The organism is Hoeflea sp. AS16 (assembly GCF_038900095.1).
In the GTDB taxonomy this organism is placed as follows: Bacteria; Pseudomonadota; Alphaproteobacteria; order Rhizobiales; family Rhizobiaceae; genus Hoeflea.
This window is the reverse complement of sequence record NZ_JBBMQQ010000004.1, coordinates 493,789-511,273: the sequence shown is the minus strand read 5'-3', so window position 1 is coordinate 511,273 and position 17,485 is coordinate 493,789. Positions and strand designations below refer to the sequence as shown.

Annotated in this window: 16 protein-coding genes; 9 read left to right on the top strand and 7 right to left on the bottom strand. The window is 60.8% G+C overall.

What is annotated here, in order from left to right:
• Window positions 1-440 precede the first annotated feature (440 nt).
• A complete protein-coding gene (locus WNY80_RS13890) occupies window positions 441-3,425 on the top strand; it encodes a ribonuclease E/G (protein WP_342887963.1) in 2,985 nt (994 codons plus the stop codon).
• 179 nt (window positions 3,426-3,604) lie between these two features.
• Here WNY80_RS13890 and WNY80_RS13885 read toward each other — a convergent pair whose 3' ends face one another.
• Window positions 3,605-4,723, bottom strand: a complete 1,119-nt coding sequence (locus tag WNY80_RS13885) for an aminotransferase class I/II-fold pyridoxal phosphate-dependent enzyme (protein WP_342888013.1) — start codon at window positions 4,721-4,723, stop codon at window positions 3,605-3,607.
• Between the two features lie 288 nt (window positions 4,724-5,011).
• Between WNY80_RS13885 and WNY80_RS13880 the strand changes: the two genes are divergently transcribed.
• The 6 genes from WNY80_RS13880 to WNY80_RS13855 all read left to right on the top strand — a co-directional run bounded on the left by WNY80_RS13880 (window position 5,012) and on the right by WNY80_RS13855 (window position 12,195).
• Window positions 5,012-6,412, top strand: coding sequence for a M48 family metalloprotease (locus WNY80_RS13880; protein WP_342887962.1), 1,401 nt, complete (start codon window positions 5,012-5,014; stop codon window positions 6,410-6,412).
• Between the two features lie 60 nt (window positions 6,413-6,472).
• Window positions 6,473-7,237 carry a DsbA family protein gene (locus WNY80_RS13875; RefSeq protein ID WP_342887961.1) on the top strand — a complete coding sequence of 255 codons (765 nt, stop codon included), beginning with the start codon at window positions 6,473-6,475 and terminating at the stop codon, window positions 7,235-7,237.
• Window positions 7,238-7,532: 295 nt separating this feature from the next.
• A complete protein-coding gene (gene accB, locus WNY80_RS13870; RefSeq protein WP_342887960.1) occupies window positions 7,533-7,997 on the top strand; it encodes an acetyl-CoA carboxylase biotin carboxyl carrier protein in 465 nt (154 codons plus the stop codon).
• A 12-nt stretch (window positions 7,998-8,009) separates the two neighbouring features.
• Entirely contained in the window at window positions 8,010-9,359 is a 1,350-nt protein-coding gene (accC, locus tag WNY80_RS13865) for an acetyl-CoA carboxylase biotin carboxylase subunit (RefSeq protein ID WP_342888012.1), read from the top strand.
• A 32-nt stretch (window positions 9,360-9,391) separates the two neighbouring features.
• The gene (gene aat / locus WNY80_RS13860; protein WP_342887959.1) at window positions 9,392-10,012 is read left to right on the top strand and encodes a leucyl/phenylalanyl-tRNA--protein transferase; all 621 of its coding nucleotides are present in this window, start codon (window positions 9,392-9,394) and stop codon (window positions 10,010-10,012) included.
• A 245-nt stretch (window positions 10,013-10,257) separates the two neighbouring features.
• Complete coding sequence (locus WNY80_RS13855) at window positions 10,258-12,195, top strand: OmpA family protein (protein WP_342887958.1); 1,938 nt, start codon at window positions 10,258-10,260, stop codon at window positions 12,193-12,195.
• Between the two features lie 140 nt (window positions 12,196-12,335).
• On the opposite strand, the gene WNY80_RS13850 is transcribed toward WNY80_RS13855, so the two are convergent.
• The 4 genes from WNY80_RS13850 to WNY80_RS13835 form a co-directional block, all read right to left on the bottom strand.
• On the bottom strand, window positions 12,336-12,767 hold the full coding sequence (locus tag WNY80_RS13850; protein ID WP_342887957.1) for a DUF2155 domain-containing protein: 432 nt from the start codon (window positions 12,765-12,767) through the stop codon (window positions 12,336-12,338).
• A gap of 131 nt (window positions 12,768-12,898) precedes the next feature.
• Complete coding sequence (locus WNY80_RS13845; protein WP_342887956.1) at window positions 12,899-13,297, bottom strand: NADH:ubiquinone oxidoreductase subunit NDUFA12; 399 nt, start codon at window positions 13,295-13,297, stop codon at window positions 12,899-12,901.
• A gap of 102 nt (window positions 13,298-13,399) precedes the next feature.
• Window positions 13,400-13,864, bottom strand: coding sequence for a GNAT family N-acetyltransferase (locus WNY80_RS13840; RefSeq protein WP_342887955.1), 465 nt, complete (start codon window positions 13,862-13,864; stop codon window positions 13,400-13,402).
• Window positions 13,865-13,868: 4 nt separating this feature from the next.
• Window positions 13,869-14,357 (bottom strand): DM13 domain-containing protein, encoded by a 489-nt coding sequence (locus tag WNY80_RS13835; RefSeq protein WP_342887954.1) that lies wholly within the window; start codon window positions 14,355-14,357, stop codon window positions 13,869-13,871.
• A gap of 194 nt (window positions 14,358-14,551) precedes the next feature.
• Between WNY80_RS13835 and WNY80_RS13830 the strand changes: the two genes are divergently transcribed.
• Window positions 14,552-14,977 (top strand): hypothetical protein, encoded by a 426-nt coding sequence (locus tag WNY80_RS13830; RefSeq protein ID WP_342887953.1) that lies wholly within the window; start codon window positions 14,552-14,554, stop codon window positions 14,975-14,977.
• A gap of 24 nt (window positions 14,978-15,001) precedes the next feature.
• On the opposite strand, the gene WNY80_RS13825 is transcribed toward WNY80_RS13830, so the two are convergent.
• Together WNY80_RS13825 and gatB are read right to left on the bottom strand one after the other, a co-directional pair.
• Window positions 15,002-15,499, bottom strand: coding sequence for a GNAT family N-acetyltransferase (locus WNY80_RS13825; RefSeq protein WP_342887952.1), 498 nt, complete (start codon window positions 15,497-15,499; stop codon window positions 15,002-15,004).
• Window positions 15,500-15,508: 9 nt separating this feature from the next.
• A complete protein-coding gene (gene gatB, locus WNY80_RS13820; protein WP_342887951.1) occupies window positions 15,509-17,011 on the bottom strand; it encodes an Asp-tRNA(Asn)/Glu-tRNA(Gln) amidotransferase subunit GatB in 1,503 nt (500 codons plus the stop codon).
• A gap of 185 nt (window positions 17,012-17,196) precedes the next feature.
• Between gatB and WNY80_RS13815 the strand changes: the two genes are divergently transcribed.
• Window positions 17,197-17,475 carry a DUF6455 family protein gene (locus tag WNY80_RS13815; RefSeq protein ID WP_342887950.1) on the top strand — a complete coding sequence of 93 codons (279 nt, stop codon included), beginning with the start codon at window positions 17,197-17,199 and terminating at the stop codon, window positions 17,473-17,475.
• Window positions 17,476-17,485: the final 10 nt, after the last annotated feature.

The following is a 17,485-nucleotide window of genomic DNA, read 5'->3' as shown; positions in this document are numbered from 1 at the left end:
CCCCGGAGCGGCCAGCTCTTTGTTTCCATCCAGGAAACCCAATCTGACTGCTCCTGCCAGGCAATATGGCCGAAAATGCGGAAAGGCTCTTCAGCCTTCGACAGCACCAAGGCCACGACAGTGATTAAACCCGGCAGGCGAGGACTCCTGCCACAACCTTCGCGGCCTTGCTGCCGCACGCCCCTTCAAGGGCTTTCATCGGTCCGCAAGGACTATACGCAAATGAAATTTCGGCCGGCTTTTATGGTGCAAATGCGGATCTCCCAAAGTGTTAGCAGGCCCCGGGCATACAACGCCCCGGGTACTGTCCTGCTGACCACTGCTCCATGCCGAGTACCGGAATACCTATCATCCGGCGCACTCCCCACCGACCATCCCCTGCCCCGACTTTCGGAGCGGCGGAGTCTCACGTCGAGAGCGCGCCGAGGAGCTTACATTCAATGGCAGAAAAAATGCTTATCGACGCCTCCCATCCCGAGGAGACTCGCGTCGTTGTCGTACGTGGAAACCGCATAGAAGAATTCGATTTCGAATCAGAGCACAAAAAGCAGATCCGAGGAAATATTTATCTGGCAAAGGTGACACGGGTTGAGCCGTCACTTCAGGCCGCTTTTGTAGATTATGGTGGCAACCGCCACGGCTTCCTGGCGTTCTCGGAAATCCACCCCGACTATTATCAGATCCCGTTGGCCGACCGGCAGGCGCTGCTTCAGGCAGAAGCCGAAGACGCTGAGAACGACCCCGACTTCGAAAGCGCAGATGAGTCTGACAACGGCTCGAGCCAACCCAAATCCAAGTCTCGGTCCAGGGCTAAGCCCGCTGAAGACGATGACAGCAGCGAAGACGGCAAATCTTCGAAGTCACGTCCGCGCCGCAGCCGTCGCGGCAAGAAGTCCGACGACACGCCCAAGTCCGAAGATGCTGACGCAAACGCTGCAGCAGAGGGCGAAGACGCTACATCAAGCGAAGAGCCCGTCAGCAATGCAGACGACGCGCCCGCTGAGGATGTCGTGGTTGCAACGAATGCGGCTGAAAGCGATACGGCGGAAACGCCCGGTTCGACCGATGACAGCGACGACGATGACAAGCCGACCGAAATGGCTGCTGACGTTGAAGCCGACGAAATCTCCGAACCGGTAGCGCCGCGCAGACGCAAAGCCAAAAACAATGATGATGATGCTTCCGCGGATGATGAATCCGTCGAATCGGTCGGTTCCGAAGACGCAATGGAAGAAGTTCCGACACGCTCGCAGCGCAAGCCGCGCAAGCAGTACCGGATCCAGGAAGTCATCAAGCGCCGCCAGATCCTGCTGGTTCAGGTGGTCAAGGAAGAACGCGGCAACAAGGGCGCGGCCCTGACAACCTACCTGTCGCTGGCCGGCCGCTATTCCGTGCTGATGCCGAACACCGCCCGTGGCGGCGGCATCTCGCGCAAGATCACCAATCTTCCGGACCGCAAGCGTCTCAAGGAGATTGCACGCGAACTCGAAGTGCCCAAGGGCATGGGCGTCATCCTGCGTACAGCCGGCGCCAACCGCACCAAGGTCGAGGTCAAGCGCGACTTTGAATACCTGATGCGGCTTTGGGAGAACGTCCGCAACCTGACGCTGAAGTCAACGGCGCCAAGCCTCGTCTACGAGGAAGGCAGCCTGATCAAGCGGTCGATCCGTGACCTTTACAACAAGGACATCTCGGAAATCGTCGTTTCGGGTGAAGAAGGCTACCGCGAAGCCAAAGACTTCATGAAGATGCTGATGCCGAGCCACGCCAAGGTGGTTCAGCCCTATCGCGACCTGCACCCGATCTTCTCGCGCTCGGGCATCGAAACCCAGCTTGACCGGATGCTGCAGCCGCAGGTGACACTGAAGTCCGGTGGCTACATCATCATCAACCAGACCGAGGCGCTGGTCGCCATCGACGTCAACTCGGGCCGTTCGACCCGTGAGCACTCGATCGAAGACACGGCACTGCAGACCAACCTGGAAGCTGCAGAGGAAGTTGCCCGCCAGCTCAGGCTGCGCGACCTTGCCGGCCTGATCGTCATCGACTTCATCGACATGGAAGAAAACCGCAACAACCGCGCGGTTGAAAAGCGGATGAAGGATTGCCTGAAAAACGACCGCGCCCGCATCCAGGTTGGCCGGATCTCGCATTTCGGCCTTCTGGAAATGTCGCGTCAGCGCATCAGGGCTTCGGTTCTGGAAAGCACGATGCAGATCTGCCCGACATGCGGTGGCAACGGCCATATCCGCTCGCAATCATCGGTGGCGCTGCACGTGCTGCGCGGTGTCGAGGAATACCTGCTCAAGAACACCACGCACGACATCATCGTGCGGACGACTGCAGACACTGCGCTCTACATGCTCAATCACAAGCGCGACACGGTAGTCGATCTGGAAAACCGCTTCGGTGTTTCGATCAGCTTCTCGGCCGATGAAGAAGTCGGAGCCAACCACTTCGCCATCGATCGCGGCGCAGCGGTGGAATCGCCGGTCAATATCGAGCACATCACCGTCAATTCGCCGTCCTATCCCGAAGATGACGACGATCCGGAAATCGTCGATGAAATCGACGACGAGATCACGGAAACCGAGGAAACTTCGGAAGCCCAGGGCGACGACCGTCCCGAGCGCGAAGATGGCCAGGGCAAGAAGCGGCGCAGACGCCGTCGCCGCGGTGGCCGCAAATCCGACGGTGAAAACGGCAATGGCGACGATCAGTCCGCCTCTGCCGACAATGGCTCCGATCAGGACGAGAAGAGCGACAACGGCGATGCCGACGCATCATCCGACGAAGACAGCACCGAGGCTGCATCTGACGGTGAAGGTGACGACCAGCGCCGTGGCAAACGCCGTCGTCGCGGCAAGCGCGGTGGCCGTCGCAATCGCGAAGAAGAGGCAAATGGCTCGGCAGAGTCGACCGACGACAACGGACAGGCGGACGAGGCTGCGGCTTCATCCGACGCGGATTCCGCTGCTGCCGAAGTAACTGCCGACGTTTCCGAAGCGGACCCTGCAGTGGAAGCTGCGCCCGCCGCGGCAGAGCAGACAGAAGACGCACCGGCAGCCGAGGAAGAAGCGCCCTCCAAGCCGGCCCGCAAGAAGCGCCGGACCAAGGCGCAGATCGCTGCCGACAAGGCCGCCGAGGAAGCTGCAGCAGCTGCTGCAGTCGAAGCGGACGTCAGCCCCGACATCCCGACCAGCTCCGAAGCCGAAGCGGAAGCGACACCGGAAGCAGCCCCCGAGGCCGTAACTGCGGAGAGCAGCGAAGCCGAAGAGAAGAGCGAAGAAACAGCGGCTGACCGCACTGCGCGCACCGACCTGGCAGCCATTGCCACCGCACCGGTGGTTACCTCATCGAGTGGCAAGGATGAGGAAAAGAAACCCAAGAAAGCCGGCTGGTGGCAGAAGCGCGGATTCTTCTGAGCCAAGTCCTGGAGTGAAACGAAAAAACCGGCGTACCCACGCCGGTTTTTTTTGCTCTCTCGAAGCGAGGATTCCGCTCCGGGCCTCACTTCAAGTTCCTAACTCATTTTATCAGCACTTACTAATAATTCATTCCTATCATTGTGTTTTGTCACCATCAGCATCGCGCCGGCAATGGCCTAGCGGCTGCCAAACCAACCTTCGATGCGGTCGAGCGCAGTCACCATGTCCGCATGGCTTCCGGCATAGGAAAACCGCATGAACCGTGCGCCGTCCACGGGGTCGAAATCCCTCCCCGGCGTTGCCGCGACGTGAATGTCGGACAGCATCTGGCGGGCAAAGGCCATCGAATCATTGGTGTATTCCGACACATCCACCCAGGCGTAGAAAGCACCATCCATGGGTGCTGCGAACGGCAAGCCAAGCGCGGGTAGCCGTTCGGCAAGCAGGGACCGGTTCTGCCGGTATCCCCCGCGAACCGCTTCCATCTCGGCGGTCCCGTCCAGGGCCGCTTCAGCGGCAATCTGGGAGAGTTCCGGCGCGCTGATATAGAGGCTTTGGGCCAGGCATTCGACAGGCCGCACCAGGTCGTCGGGCAGAACCATCCAGCCGATCCGCCAGCCGGTCATGCAGAAATATTTCGAGAACGAGTTGATCACCACGGCATTGTCGGAAACGGAGAGTGCGGTTGCCTCCTCCCCGCTCCAGGTCAGGCCGTGATAGATTTCGTCGGAAATGAAGGCCACGCCACGCTCGGCACACCAGGCGTCGAGTTCGGCGATCGCCTGCCTGGAATGAACCGCGCCGGTGGGGTTGGCCGGGCTCGCGATCAGGACGCCAGCGACGCGGGCGCCGGCCTCACGTTCGGCTGCCTCGATTGCCGCCGGCGTCAGGGCATGGCCGGTCTCCGCCCCGACCGCAATCTCGATCACCTTGAGACCGAGAGCGGAGAGAATATTGCGGTAGGCAGGATAGCCGGGCCGGGTGATGACCACGAGGTCGCCGGGATTGAAGAGCTGCAGGAACGCCAGGGTGAAGCCTGCCGACGAGCCGGTGGTGACTGCAATGCGGCGCGGGTCGATATCCACACCGTATTGATGCCGGTATCGCGCGGCGATCGCCTGGCGCAGGCTCTTGAGACCCAGCGCATCGGTATAGCCAAGCCCTCCGGCCTCAAGCGCACGCATGGCGGCAGCCCTTGCCGTCGCCGGTGCCGGATGGGCCGGCTGCCCCACAGCCATGGAGATGACAGGCTTGCCCTCCCCCTTGAGCCGCGTCGCCTCGGCCAGAACATCCATGGCATGAAACGGTTCAACCGATGGCTTGCGCTGAATTGTCAAAACTCGAACTCCCCTGCCCGTCATCCGGCGTACCGGACCAGGGCTCTATCGTCAGTAACATCGTGATGTGGCCACGAATGCGGCGCAATCACATCCGCGCCCGTGTCAGGTATGCGCGGTTGGCCGCACAAATGCCCGATTGTCGTGGCCATCACAAGAGCGAGAGTTTGATGGCTTGTTCCGGTTGAGCGATTGCTTTTCCGGACTTAGACATTACCTTCCATGTTCATGACAAGGACATCACGCATGATGGCGAAAGCTACCCGGACGCCGCATACAGGCACAAAGGAAACAGGCTGGCTCCGCCGCGCTGTCGGAACAGTGACGGCTGTTGCGCTTTGCTTCACGCTGACGATGCCGGCCCATGCCCAAGGCAGGGTCGCAGTGGTCCGCGATGCGGAAATCGAAACCCTTCTCAAGGACTATGCGAGCCCGATTTTCAAGGCCGCCGGACTGAAGACAAGCCGGGTGCAGATCGTCCTGGTCAATGATCGGAGCTTCAACGCCTTTGTCGATGGGCAGCGGATGTTCATCAATACCGGCGCACTTGCCGATTCAGCCGTACCGAACGAGATCATCGGGGTCATCGCGCATGAAGCGGGCCACCTGGCGGGCGGCCATCAGCAACGGCTGCGCGAACAGATTGCCACAGCTCAGACGCTGGCCATTGTCGGTGGCTTGCTGGGTGTCGGAGCCCTTGCCGCCGGAAGCATTGCCGGCAGCAGCGGCGGTGCCCAGGTCGGCGGGGCGCTGATCACGGCGACACCGACACTGGTTCAGCGCAATCTTCTGAGCTATCGCCGCTCGGAGGAAATGAACGCCGACCAGGCAGCCGCGCGCTATCTCAATGCCACCGGGCAATCGATGCAGGGCATGCTGACCACTTTCCGGCGGTTTTCCCAGAGCCTGTCGCTGTCGGGCGTGCAGGTGGATCCTTACCAGATCAGCCACCCGCTGCCCCGCGAGCGCATAGCATTGCTGGAAGAACTGGCGCGCAAGAGCAAATATTTCGACGCCAGGGATCCGCAACGGCTCAATGAGCGGCATCAATTGATGCGGGCAAAGATCGCGGCCTATTCGGGAGGTGCGGCCGCAGTGGCGCGGATGTTCTCCAAGGACCGCGGCTCGCTTGCGGCGCGCTATGGCGAGGCCATTGCCACCGACCTTTCGGGCAATTCCGCAGCATCACTGAAAAAGCTGGATGCGCTAATCCGGGAACAGCCCAAGAATCCCTATTTCCACGAGTTTCGCGGCGAGGTGCTGCTGAAACTGCGCAAGCCCGACGAGGCGATCAAGGCGTTTGCCCAGGCGGTCAAGCTTGACCGGACCAAATCGCCGCTGATCCGGGCGCGTCTCGGATTTGCGCTGGTGGCATCGGGCAAGCCGGGAAACATGAACCGCGCCATTCAGGAATTGCGGGTTGCGGTCCAGGCCGAACCCGACAATTACACCGCTTACCGCAACCTCTCCCAGGCCTATGGCCAGGTCGGCGACATAGCCAATGCCGAACTGATCATGGCCGAGGGGAATTTTCGCGCCGGCAATTCCAGGGAAGCCAAGGCATTTGCCGCCCGCGCCCTGCAGAAGCTGCCGAAGGGCTCGCCCGGCGCCATCCGCGCCAATGACATCTTAACCATCGGAAAATAGAAAGCTTCTTCAGGCCGCACCAGACGCGGCCCGCATGGACAGGCATAAGGATTGATCGACATGGGATTACATAACCGCAAGGGCCTGATGGCCGCTCTTCTGATCGGCATGTCGACAGCACTGCCGCTGCCGGCCGTGGCGCTTGACGATACCCAGAAGCAGGAATTCGGCGCCTTCATCCGGGAATATCTCCTGGCAAATCCGGAACTTATCGAAGAAATGAGCCAGGCGCTTGAGATCAAGAAGGAAGCCGAAAGCCGGGTGATGGCGCAGGCCGCGATCACGGACAACAAGGACGCGATCTTCAACGCCCCCGAAGACATCGTGCTCGGCAATCCGGACGGCGATGTCACGGTGGTCGAATTCTACGATTACAATTGCGGCTTCTGCAAACGTGCGATGACGGACATGCTTGCCCTCTTGGACAAGGATCCGAATGTCCGTTTCGTGCTCAAGGAATTTCCGATCCTCGGCCCCGATTCCCTCGCAGCCCACCGGGTCGCGATGTCGTTCCGGGCGCTGGCGCCCGAGCAGTATGGCGAATACCATTTGAAACTCCTTGGCGGTGACGTTCGTGCGACGGAATCGCATGCGATTGAACTTGCAAAGGGTTTTGGCGTTGACGAAGCCGCGCTGCGGGATGGAATGAACGATCCGGCAATCGATCAGTCGATCCGCCAAACCTATGAACTGGCCAATGCGCTGGGCATTTCAGGCACGCCATCATTTGTGATCGGTGATGAAGCGGTGTTCGGCGCAGTCGGTGAAGACGTGCTGCTGGGCAAGATCGCCAACATGCGGCAATGCGAAAGCACCGTCTGCTAGATCCTGACACCCGCAGGCATCGTCAAGGGCTTGATACAGCTTATCGAGCCCTGGTCTCGGGACAATCGCTTGTGGACAATGCGGTGCGGCTGCGAAAGCTTTGCCAACGGCTTGGCCAGACAGTGTATGGGTGGAGGCCAGAGGGCCTGCACCTGAAGCGAGGGTTTCGGGTCTATTCGCAGTTCCAGATGCCGCCCGGGCTTGTCACCGGGCAGTTCGGGGCTGTAAAGGACAGACAACCAGCGGTACGGCTTGAACTGCCGCCCGCAACAACAAAAACAAAGGCAATAGTCCGATGGCAACACGAAAACCGTCGATCGACCAGGATCTGATCCGGGATCTGGCCAATATTCTCAACGAAACCGACCTCACCGAGATCGAGGTCGAGCAGGATGATTTGCGCGTCCGGGTGAGCCGTGCCGGTACACCGCAGATGGTTCATGCACCGGTCGCGCAGCAGCAGATGCCTGCACCGCAGCCGGTTGCCGCACAGCCTGCTGAAGCTGCCCCGGCGGCTGCGACATCGGCCAATGCAGTGACAGCTCCGATGGTCGGCACGGTCTACCTGTCGCCTGCCCCGGGCTCCAAGCCGTTTGTCGAGGTCGGCCAGTCGGTCAAGGAAGGCCAGACCATCCTGATCATCGAAGCAATGAAGACAATGAACCAGATCCCTTCACCGCGCTCCGGCAAGGTCGTAAGCGTTCTGGTTGCCGATGGCGATCCGGTGGAATTCGCTGAACCGATGATCGTGATAGAATAAGTGAGCGAGCCTATGTTCTCCAAGGTTCTCATTGCAAACCGTGGTGAGATCGCGCTCCGGGTGCTGCGCGCCTGCAAGGAGCTCGGTATCAAGACTGTCGCGGTGCATTCCACCGCCGATCAGGACGCCATGCATGTGCGCCTTGCCGACGAGAGCGTTTGCATCGGCCCGCCGCCCTCGCGCGACAGCTATCTCAACATTCACCAGATTGTTGCCGCCTGTGAAATCACCGGCGCAGATGCCGTGCATCCGGGCTATGGCTTTCTCTCCGAGAATGCCAAATTCGCCGACATTCTCGATGCCCACGGCATCACCTTCATCGGACCGACCGCGGATCATATCCGCATCATGGGCGACAAGATTACCGCCAAGAAGACCGCGGAAGCGCTGGGCATTCCGGTGGTTCCGGGATCCGAGGGTGAAATCACTACCGATGAGGACGCTGCCAAGATCGCCAAGGAGATCGGTTTTCCGGTGATCATCAAGGCGACTGCCGGTGGCGGTGGCCGCGGCATGAAGGTGGCCAACAACGAGGAAGAACTCTCGCTGGCGCTGTCGACCGCGCGCTCGGAAGCGGGTGCGGCGTTCGGCAATGCCGCGGTCTATATCGAGAAATATCTGGGCCGGCCACGCCACATCGAGATCCAGGTGCTTGGCGACGGCGAAGGCAACGCGGTTCACCTGGGCGAACGCGACTGTTCGCTGCAGCGGCGGCACCAGAAGGTCTGGGAAGAAGCCAATTCTCCCTCGCTGAACGAAGACCAGCGCATGGAAATCGGTGAAATCTGCGCGGCGGCGATGCGCAAGCTGAAGTACCGCGGCGCGGGAACCGTCGAGTTCCTGTATGAGGACGGCAAATTCTATTTCATCGAAATGAACACCCGCCTGCAGGTCGAGCATCCCGTTACCGAAGCCATTACCGGCATCGATCTGGTCAACGAGCAGATCCGGGTCGCTTCGGGTGCCGGTCTGTCGGTCACCCAGGAAGACATCCGCTTTCACGGCCACGCCATCGAATGCCGGATCAATGCCGAGGACCCGGACACGTTCGTCCCCTCGCCCGGCACGATCACCCATTACCATCCGCCCGGCGGACTTGGCGTGCGCGTCGATTCGGGCGTGTATCAGGGCTACAAGATCCCGCCCTACTACGACAGCCTGATCGGAAAGCTGATCGTTCATGGCCGGACACGTGTCGAGTGCATGATGCGGCTCAGGCGGGCGCTCGACGAATTCGTGGTCGACGGCATCAACACCACGATCCCGCTGTTTCGTGATCTTCTTGCCAACCCGGACATCGCAAATGGTGACTACGACATCCACTGGCTGGAAAAATTCCTTGCGGCCAAGGCAGGCAAATAGGGCTCTGCTGACACTGGTCCGGGGAGGCTGAGGTGCGGCACGGCGCCAATCCCCAGATTACCCCTGATCTGCTGCTGCGCGCCTATGCCTCGGGATTGTTTCCGATGGCCGATTCGGCTGACGATCCGGACCTGTTCTGGGTCGAACCGGAACTGCGCGGCGTGCTGCCGCTCGACGGGTTTCATGTCCCCAAGCGGCTGGCGCGCACCGTGCGGCAGGCGCCGTTCGAAATCCGCTACAACACGGCGTTTGACGAGGTTGTCGCGGCCTGTGCAGAAAGCGTCGAGAACCGCCCCTCGACCTGGATAAATTCCACCATTACCGAACTCTACAGCAGCCTGCACAGACTCAACCATGCCCATTCCGTCGAAGCCTGGAAAGACGGCAAGCTGGTCGGCGGGCTCTACGGCGTTTCCCTGCGGCGGGCGTTTTTTGGCGAAAGCATGTTCAGCCGCGCCACCGATGCCTCAAAGGTCTGCCTGGTGCACCTGGTCAACAGGCTTCGCGAGCGCGGTTTCGTGCTGCTTGATACCCAGTTCACCACCGAGCACCTGAAGCGCTTCGGGGCGATCGACGTGCCGCGCGAGGAGTATGCCGGCATGCTGGCCGAAGCGCTCGAGGGGGCCGACCTGGCCTTTTCCGACGCCCCCTGAAGCCGCGGCAACATCCCTCAAATAGCCATGGTTACGCGGTAGGAACGATCTCCTTCCGGTTCCTCCGGCTCATACCCATCCGCATGTAGCGCCCGGTCAAAAACCACCGGGTGAGACCAGAAGACGCCGCCGGACAATTCCCGGGGGTCTTGTGCTCAGGCGATAGATGACGAGGTGAATGGAACCGCTGTGGGCGCCAACGCGTTGACCGCTTGAAGGAACGTTATCCGACAGGAGTTGCCCTCGTGACATTGACACGCATATTGCTCGCCTCCACCGCCATAAGCCTCGCCGGCCTTGGCTCCTCCGGCGCTGCGCCTTTCAGCCAGACACGCTCACTCGACGCAGCAAGACCTGCGGTGACGCAGTATCTGAGCCTAGTGCAATTGAGCATCGGCGATGCGGAAGCGCAGCTGGCCGAAGCACTTGCCCGCAAGGCAGAGGCGGAAGCGTCGGGCGGCGATCTTGCCGCGGCTCAGGCCGAGGTCGAGGCGGCGCAGGCCGGGCTCGCGGCCGCCCAGGCCGCAGTGGAAGCTACGGCGGAACCGACGGTAGAGGCCGTAGAAACGCCCGCCGCCCCCGTACAGGTCCCGGAAGCAACCGAAGCGCCGGCCGCCAGCGAAGAGGCACCTGCGGAAACCGTGCAGCCTGCACCGGAACCTGCCGGCAAACCCGAGGCAGCAACCGAGCCCGCGCCGGAACAACCGGTGACCGAAACGGCACCCGTAGAAGACATCCCGGAGCCTGCAGCTGAAGTGGAAGCTGCCCCAGAAATGCCCGCCGCTGTTGCCGAAGAAGCTGCCCCTGTTCCAGAACCCGCCCCCGAGGCTGAAAACACAACGGAACCGGAAATCGTTGATGAACCAGTACCTCCCTCAACAGTCACGCCCGAGCCCAAGCCCGCCATACAGTCTGAGGAAACTCCCGCGGCCACAGAAACGACCCCGGCGGAGACCGTTCCCGGCGACGCGCCGGCCCCCGTTGAACCAGCCGATGCTGCAGAACAGCCTGCAGCCGAAGTTATTCCGGAGACCAAACCGGCGGCTGCCGATGCAGACACCAAGGCGCCGGTCACTCCGAAGGAAGAGGTTTTGACCTTGCCCATCCAGGATGGCGCGCCTGTGCTCGACAGTGCCAAGGAAGAGCCGGTAGCCGGCGATGGCGACGCTTCCCGGGCCGCGGCACCCGCTTCCAGCGAACCTGCACCTCCGCCGCCAACCTCGGACGCGGATGCGCAAGCCTCCACGGCAAAGAGCGAACCGGCACCCAAGGCGTTGTCAGAGCGTGGAGAACGCACCAGCGAGCGTCCGGAGCGCGAAGCGCAGACCAATGTGAGCATCATCAACCAGATCGACAACCGGACCATCATTGAAGTCGACAACCGCACCATCGTTGAACATGACGACCGGGACCGGCTCCAGGCCGGCAGCAACGAGGTTTATTACGAGCGCCTGGGCGGTGGCCGCGTGCGCGAGGTCATCGTAAGACCGAACGGCGTGCAGCTGGTAACAGTGACCAATCGCTGGGGCGATGTGATCCAGCGCAGCCGGGTGATGCCGGACGGCCGCGAATATGTGCTGTTTTACGCCAATGCCAACAGCGACGGTTCGCGCGAAGCCTTTGTCGATCCAGGCCGGAGACTGCCGCCGCTGCGGTTGTCGATCCCGATCAGCGACTACATCCTCGATTCGACGGATGCCAACCCCTCGGCGTTTCTCGAGTTCCTGATGGAGCCTCCGGTCGAACGGGTCGAGCGTCTCTATTCGGTCGAGGAAGTGCGCCGTTCCGCCCGTATCCGCGACAAGGTTCGCCGGATCGACCTCGACAGCCTGACTTTCGAATTCGGCAAGGCGACGATTGCCGAAGACCAGATCCAGCGGCTATCGGACGTTGCCGATGCCGTCACCAGCATCCTCGAGCGCAACCCGGCGGAGACGTTCCTGATCGAAGGCCACACCGACGCGGTGGGCCGCGACGAGGCGAACCTGCTTCTCTCCGACCGCCGGGCAGAGACGATTGCCGTAGCACTGAGCGACGTGTTCGGAATTCCGCCGGAAAACCTGGTGACCCAGGGCTATGGCGAGCGCTATCTCAAGGTCAGGACCGAGGCGCCGGAACGCTTGAACCGAAGGGTCACGATCCGGCGGATCACCCCGCTGGTGGCCCCTGTCGCATCCCGCTGAGCACAAACACCAAGCCAGACAACTTCAACGCCGCGCATTCACCAAGATGCGCGGCGCTCTTCTGTGTGATTGTTGATATCAGCATATAAACCGGCAGGTCCGCGGGACAGATATCCAAGGCGCGCAGTGCCCGGCGGAAATCAGTTGCCGGCGGTTGGCGGCGGAACGTCTGATTCTTGCTTGCAGTCCTTGAGCCAAACGTCATAGACGGCATGGTCAACCGCGTTCAGCCCGGGAGAATCCGCGAACATCCAGCCGGTGAACAGACGGCGGATCTTGCGGTCGAGGGTGATCTCATCAACTTCGACAAAAGTGGTGGTCTTCGGCGCTTCGGTTTCGTCGCGGCTGTAGCAAACGCGCGGCGTTACCTGCAACGCGCCGAATTGCACGGTCTCCCCGACATAGACATCGAAGGTGGTGATTCGTCCGGTGATCTTGTCGATACCGGAAAACACTGCCACCGGATTGTCGATGCGAGCGGCATGGACAGCAGCCCCCGCAGCGAAAAAGGCCGAACCGGCAACCAGAACCGCACCTGCGGTCCTTGCAAGACTGTCTAAATGGAAAATCATTCGCTTCACTCGTCACAAGGCCCATTGAAGGCCGTTCCCGGCATGTCTCCGGCCGGGAACTTAACCCTTTGCCGTCTATGAAGCGTTAACCATGAAATGTGGCATGGCTGCGCCGAAGAGATGGCAGCAGGTCAGGATTTCGGGGTCCACGCATCATAATCGCCGGTGACATGCGGACGCGCGCCCTGATTGAGGATCGAGCCCTTGGGACGGTATGCGCGCCCGGTTCCGGTCATGTTGGCCTGATGCGCCTGTTCCCAGGGCTTTGCCGCATAGGTTTCGGTTGCAGGGGAAACGTCGGTGCGATGATGCATCCAGCCGTGCCAGCCGGGAGGAATCGCTGACGGTTCCGATGGTCCGTTGAAGATCACCCAGCGGCGGGTGCGGCCTTCGGAATCAGAGCCGCCTTCATAATAGACATTGCCGGCAGCGTCTTCACCGACCCGTTTTCCGTGGCGCCAGGTGTGAAACCTGGTTCCCCAGGTCTGTCCGTTCCACCAGGTGAACATCTGAAGAAGTAGTGCCTTCATGAAAGCCTCTCGTTCGTGGACCTGACGGCCATATTGCAGCCGCGTCGCATTCCGCCTTATGACCCGCTGCGCCGGCATTGTCCAGTGTCGCGGCAACCCTGGTCAGCGCAATTTCATCTTGAAGCCGAGATGGCTCTGGCTGAAACCAAGGCGTTGATAAAACCGGTGCGCATCGTGGCGGGTGGCGTTTGACATCAACTGTATCAGGCGCACACCGCTTGCCCTGCCCTGCTCGATGGCGTGGTTGATCATCGCCTGGCCGATCCCGTGACCGCGCATGTCGCTGCGGGTATGGACGGCCTCGATGGTCAGGCTCAGGCTGCCCTTGCCGGTCAGCGACGTGATCAGCGTGGTCTGGAACGTGCCGACCACCTCGCCATCGCGAACGGCAACGAAAAGGCTGTCGTTCGGGCTTGCGGCAATGCGGTCGAATGCCGCGAGGTAATCCGGCAGATCGGCCGGATCGTCGCTGTCACCGTGCCCGCCAAGCGTATCCTGGGCAAACATGGCCGCAATCGCTGCCACGTCGTCGCGTTGTGCCGTCCGGATTGTCACGCTGTCTGTCATGTCTTCACACACCGGCTGGCGAAAGGGTCGCCACCGAGAACAGCACGCTGAACTGCTCACACCAGATCACGACCGAGCCCCAGTCTGCAATATCGGCGGTTGCCGGTAGCACGTAGGTCTGGTCGCCCTTGTTGCCCTTGAGCGGGCCGAGCGAAAGCCACTGACTGGCGTTGACGTCGGCAGATTTCTTCGGGTCGGGGTTCTTGACCAGCCAGACTTCAAGGTCCGGGCCGTTGGTGACTTCGAATTCGGCAAACCGGAGCAGCGTACCGCCGGCAGCATTGGACAGGACCTTCACACTTCCTGAGCCGCGGTGGGCCCCGTCGACATCGCGGAAATTTCCGCTGCGCAATTCGCTCAGTTCGAAACCGGCCGGAAGCTCTTCGTTGACGACGCGGTCAATAAAGGCCGGTGAAAACAGGTACCAGAAGCCGGCACCGGCGATAAAGCCCAAGAGGAAGACCGGTATCGCGATTTTGTAAACCTGCGTCATGTCTCATAACTCTTTGAAGGTCCCCAGTGCTGTTTGACTAGCACAGCTTACGTGAAGTGTCGTGAGGTAAGGCTGTGGAAAACATCGTGATTGATCAACTTGCCGCGGCCCTGGCGCTCCAACTCGCCTGCTCGCTGTTCAGATGAGGAAAATGCCTGCATGATCACAGTCTCTGCATGAACAGGGGAAAACTGATGATCATGAAATTCATATGCGCGGCCCTGATCGCGCTGGCAGGGGCTGCGCCTGCCGCCTTCGCCCAGAACGGCCCCATCGGCATCGCCTTTGCCGAAGCACCGGAACAATCGTCAGGTGTATGCACCGGACAGAGCACAGACAAGACGCTTGCCTGCGCGCGGACCAAATGCGTTGAAGGCGGGGCGAGAGCGGAAGACTGCCTCCGGGTCAAATGGTGCTATCCGGCAGGCTGGTCGGCGGACTTGTTCGTCCAGCACACCGAAGGCCTGCATTGGCATCAGTATCTTTGCGGCTGGGACAGCAAGGAGGCCCTGTTGGCAGCGGTTGCGGTGGCCTGCGACAAGACCCTGCGCCCTTACATCATGGAATGCTCGGCGGTGCGGCTGTGGGACAACAATGGCCGGGAACAGGATGTAAACTGAGGTTGTGAATGCGCCTGGAAGTGGTCAGCCTAGAAGCGGCTTGGTCATGATCACGGCGGGTATGCCCGATTCGCCCTTGCCGCAATTTTCGGTGCGGCCGGTCTCGGTCATTCCGTGCGACTGATAGAACGCGATCGCCGGTTCATTGCCGGGATCGACTTCCAGCGACAGGGTTTGCGCGCCGGGGAAACAGGTTTCGATTTCGGCAAACAGATCCCGGCCAATGCCCAGCCCCTGACATGCGGGCCGGACGTAAAGCTGGTGCAGAGAGACGACATGGGTGCCCGGGGCGTGGCTGGCGAAAGCAACGCCACCAATCTGCTTGCCGTCATCAGCCACAAGGAATTCGCCGTTGGGGCGCTCCATATAGGCCTTGATCGCGGCTTCCGAATGCCAGTCGGCGATGATTTCCTCGACCCGCGCCGCGCCGTAGAACGGAGCGTAGGTGGCGCGCCATGTCTCAGCCAGCACATCCCGGATAGCCGGGATGTCTCTTGACGATGCGGAGCGGACGAAGAACATCAGTTCAGCCTATTCCTCGATGCCGAGCTTGGCCTTGACCAGATCCTGCACCGCTTTCGGATTGGCCTTGCCGCCGGTTGCCTTCATCACCTGGCCGACGAACCAGCCGGCGAGTGCGGGCTTGGCGGCGACCTTGGCGACCTGATCGGGATTGGCTGCGATGATATCGTCAACGGCCTTTTCGATCGCGCCGGTGTCGGTAACCTGCTTCATGCCCCTGGCTTCAACGATCTCGGCCGGCTCACCGCCCTCGGTGAACACGATCTCGAACAGATCCTTGGCGATCTTGCCGGAAATGGTGCCGTTCTTGATCAGATCAAGAATGCCGCCGAGCTGCTCGGGTGAAACCGGAGTCTCTTCAATGCCTTTGCCGGCCTTGTTCAAGGCGCCAAGCAGATCATTGATGACCCAGTTCGCAGCGGTCTTGCCGTCACGTCCCGCGGCCAGTTTCTCGTAATAATCGGCAATTGCCTTTTCCGAAACCAGGATCGAGGCGTCATAGACGCTCAGGCCCATGTCGGCGACAAAACGGGCCTTCTTGTCGTCGGGCAATTCCGGCAATTCCGCCTTCAGCGCATCGACAAAGGCCTGATCGAATTCGAGCGGCAAAAGATCCGGATCGGGGAAATAGCGGTAGTCGTGCGCGTCTTCCTTCGAGCGCATCGAGCGTGTCTCGCCCTTGGCCGGATCGAACAGGCGGGTTTCCTGATCGATGGTTCCGCCGTCCTCGATGATGGCGATCTGGCGGCGGGCTTCCGATTCGATGGCCTGACCAACGAAGCGGATCGAGTTGACGTTCTTGATTTCGCAGCGGGTGCCGAATTCGCCGCCGGGCTTGCGCACCGAGACGTTGACATCGGCGCGCATCGAGCCTTCATCCATGTTGCCGTCACAGGTGCCGAGATAGCGCAGGATCGAGCGCAGCTTGGTAACATAGGCCTTGGCCTCGTCAGCCGAACGCATGTCGGGCTTGGAGACGATCTCCATCAGCGCCACGCCGGAGCGGTTGAGATCGACATAGGACATCGAGGGATGCTGGTCATGCATCGACTTGCCGGCATCCTGCTCGAGATGCAGCCGTTCGATGCCGATCTCGATGTCCTCGAAATTGCCCTTGCGGTCGGGGCCGACCGAAATGATGATCGTGCCTTCGCCGACGATCGGATCCTTGAACTGGGAGATCTGATAGCCCTGCGGCAGATCCGGGTAGAAATAGTTCTTGCGGTCAAACACCGAGCGGTTGTTGATCTGCGCTTTCAGGCCAAGCCCGGTGCGCACGGCCTGGGCCACGCATTCCTCGTTGATCACCGGCAACATGCCGGGCATGGCGGCATCAACCAGGCTGACATTGGAATTGGCAGCCTTGCCGAATTCCGTCGACGAGCCGGAGAACAGTTTGGATTTGCTGGTTACCTGGGCATGGACTTCCAGACCGATGATGATTTCCCAGTCGCCGGTGGCACCGGCAATCAGGCGTTTCGGATCAGGGGTACGGGTATCGACAAGGCTCATGACAGGCTCATTATCTTTGAAGGATCAGCTCCCTGTCGGGTAGAACAAAGCCGGCCCGACTGCAAGGCTTTACCGGCACAGGGCGGCCCAGCAGCGGGAAACTACCTGCAAAATGTTTGACCGAGATCAATGCGGGCACCCGGGCACCATGGGATTCTCAACTCAACATCGAAGAGGAGATGATCATGAGCGTACTTGATATTTTCAGCCGTTTGACAAAACAGGCCGACCTTATGGACGCCATGATGACCAAGCTTGGCGTTGCCGACGAGATCTGGAAACTGCCCGATCATGCCGGCGTGCTGCGCCGGGCCGCCAACCGCTGCTTGACCTGTGACCGGCCGGATGCCTGCCAGAGCTGGCTGTCGCACGAGGTCGATGCGGACGAGGCTCCCTCGTTCTGCCGCAATCACGATCTTTTCGAGCGGGTGCTCAACAACGCGAATTCGCAACCCGCAGCCTGATTTCTGGCTC

Bases quoted from the DNA above. Each gene is read 5' to 3' on its own strand.
- gatB (WP_342887951.1), bottom strand. From the start codon at position 17,011: ATGAGCCTTGTCGATACCCGTACCCCTGATCCGAAACGCCTGATTGCC.
- WNY80_RS13825 (WP_342887952.1), bottom strand. From the start codon at position 15,499: ATGTTCTTCGTCCGCTCCGCATCGTCAAGAGACATCCCGGCTATCCGG.
- WNY80_RS13885 (WP_342888013.1), bottom strand. From the start codon at position 4,723: ATGGATGTTCTGGCCGAGGCGACGCGGCTCAAGGGGGAGGGCAAGCCT.
- WNY80_RS13845 (WP_342887956.1), bottom strand. From the start codon at position 13,297: ATGAAGGCACTACTTCTTCAGATGTTCACCTGGTGGAACGGACAGACC.
- WNY80_RS13830 (WP_342887953.1), top strand. From the start codon at position 14,552: ATGATCATGAAATTCATATGCGCGGCCCTGATCGCGCTGGCAGGGGCT.
- accC (WP_342888012.1), top strand. From the start codon at position 8,010: ATGTTCTCCAAGGTTCTCATTGCAAACCGTGGTGAGATCGCGCTCCGG.
- WNY80_RS13875 (WP_342887961.1), top strand. From the start codon at position 6,473: ATGGGATTACATAACCGCAAGGGCCTGATGGCCGCTCTTCTGATCGGC.
- WNY80_RS13890 (WP_342887963.1), top strand. From the start codon at position 441: ATGGCAGAAAAAATGCTTATCGACGCCTCCCATCCCGAGGAGACTCGC.
- WNY80_RS13880 (WP_342887962.1), top strand. From the start codon at position 5,012: ATGATGGCGAAAGCTACCCGGACGCCGCATACAGGCACAAAGGAAACA.
- WNY80_RS13840 (WP_342887955.1), bottom strand. From the start codon at position 13,864: ATGACAGACAGCGTGACAATCCGGACGGCACAACGCGACGACGTGGCA.
- WNY80_RS13815 (WP_342887950.1), top strand. From the start codon at position 17,197: ATGAGCGTACTTGATATTTTCAGCCGTTTGACAAAACAGGCCGACCTT.
- accB (WP_342887960.1), top strand. From the start codon at position 7,533: ATGGCAACACGAAAACCGTCGATCGACCAGGATCTGATCCGGGATCTG.
- WNY80_RS13850 (WP_342887957.1), bottom strand. From the start codon at position 12,767: ATGATTTTCCATTTAGACAGTCTTGCAAGGACCGCAGGTGCGGTTCTG.
- WNY80_RS13835 (WP_342887954.1), bottom strand. From the start codon at position 14,357: ATGACGCAGGTTTACAAAATCGCGATACCGGTCTTCCTCTTGGGCTTT.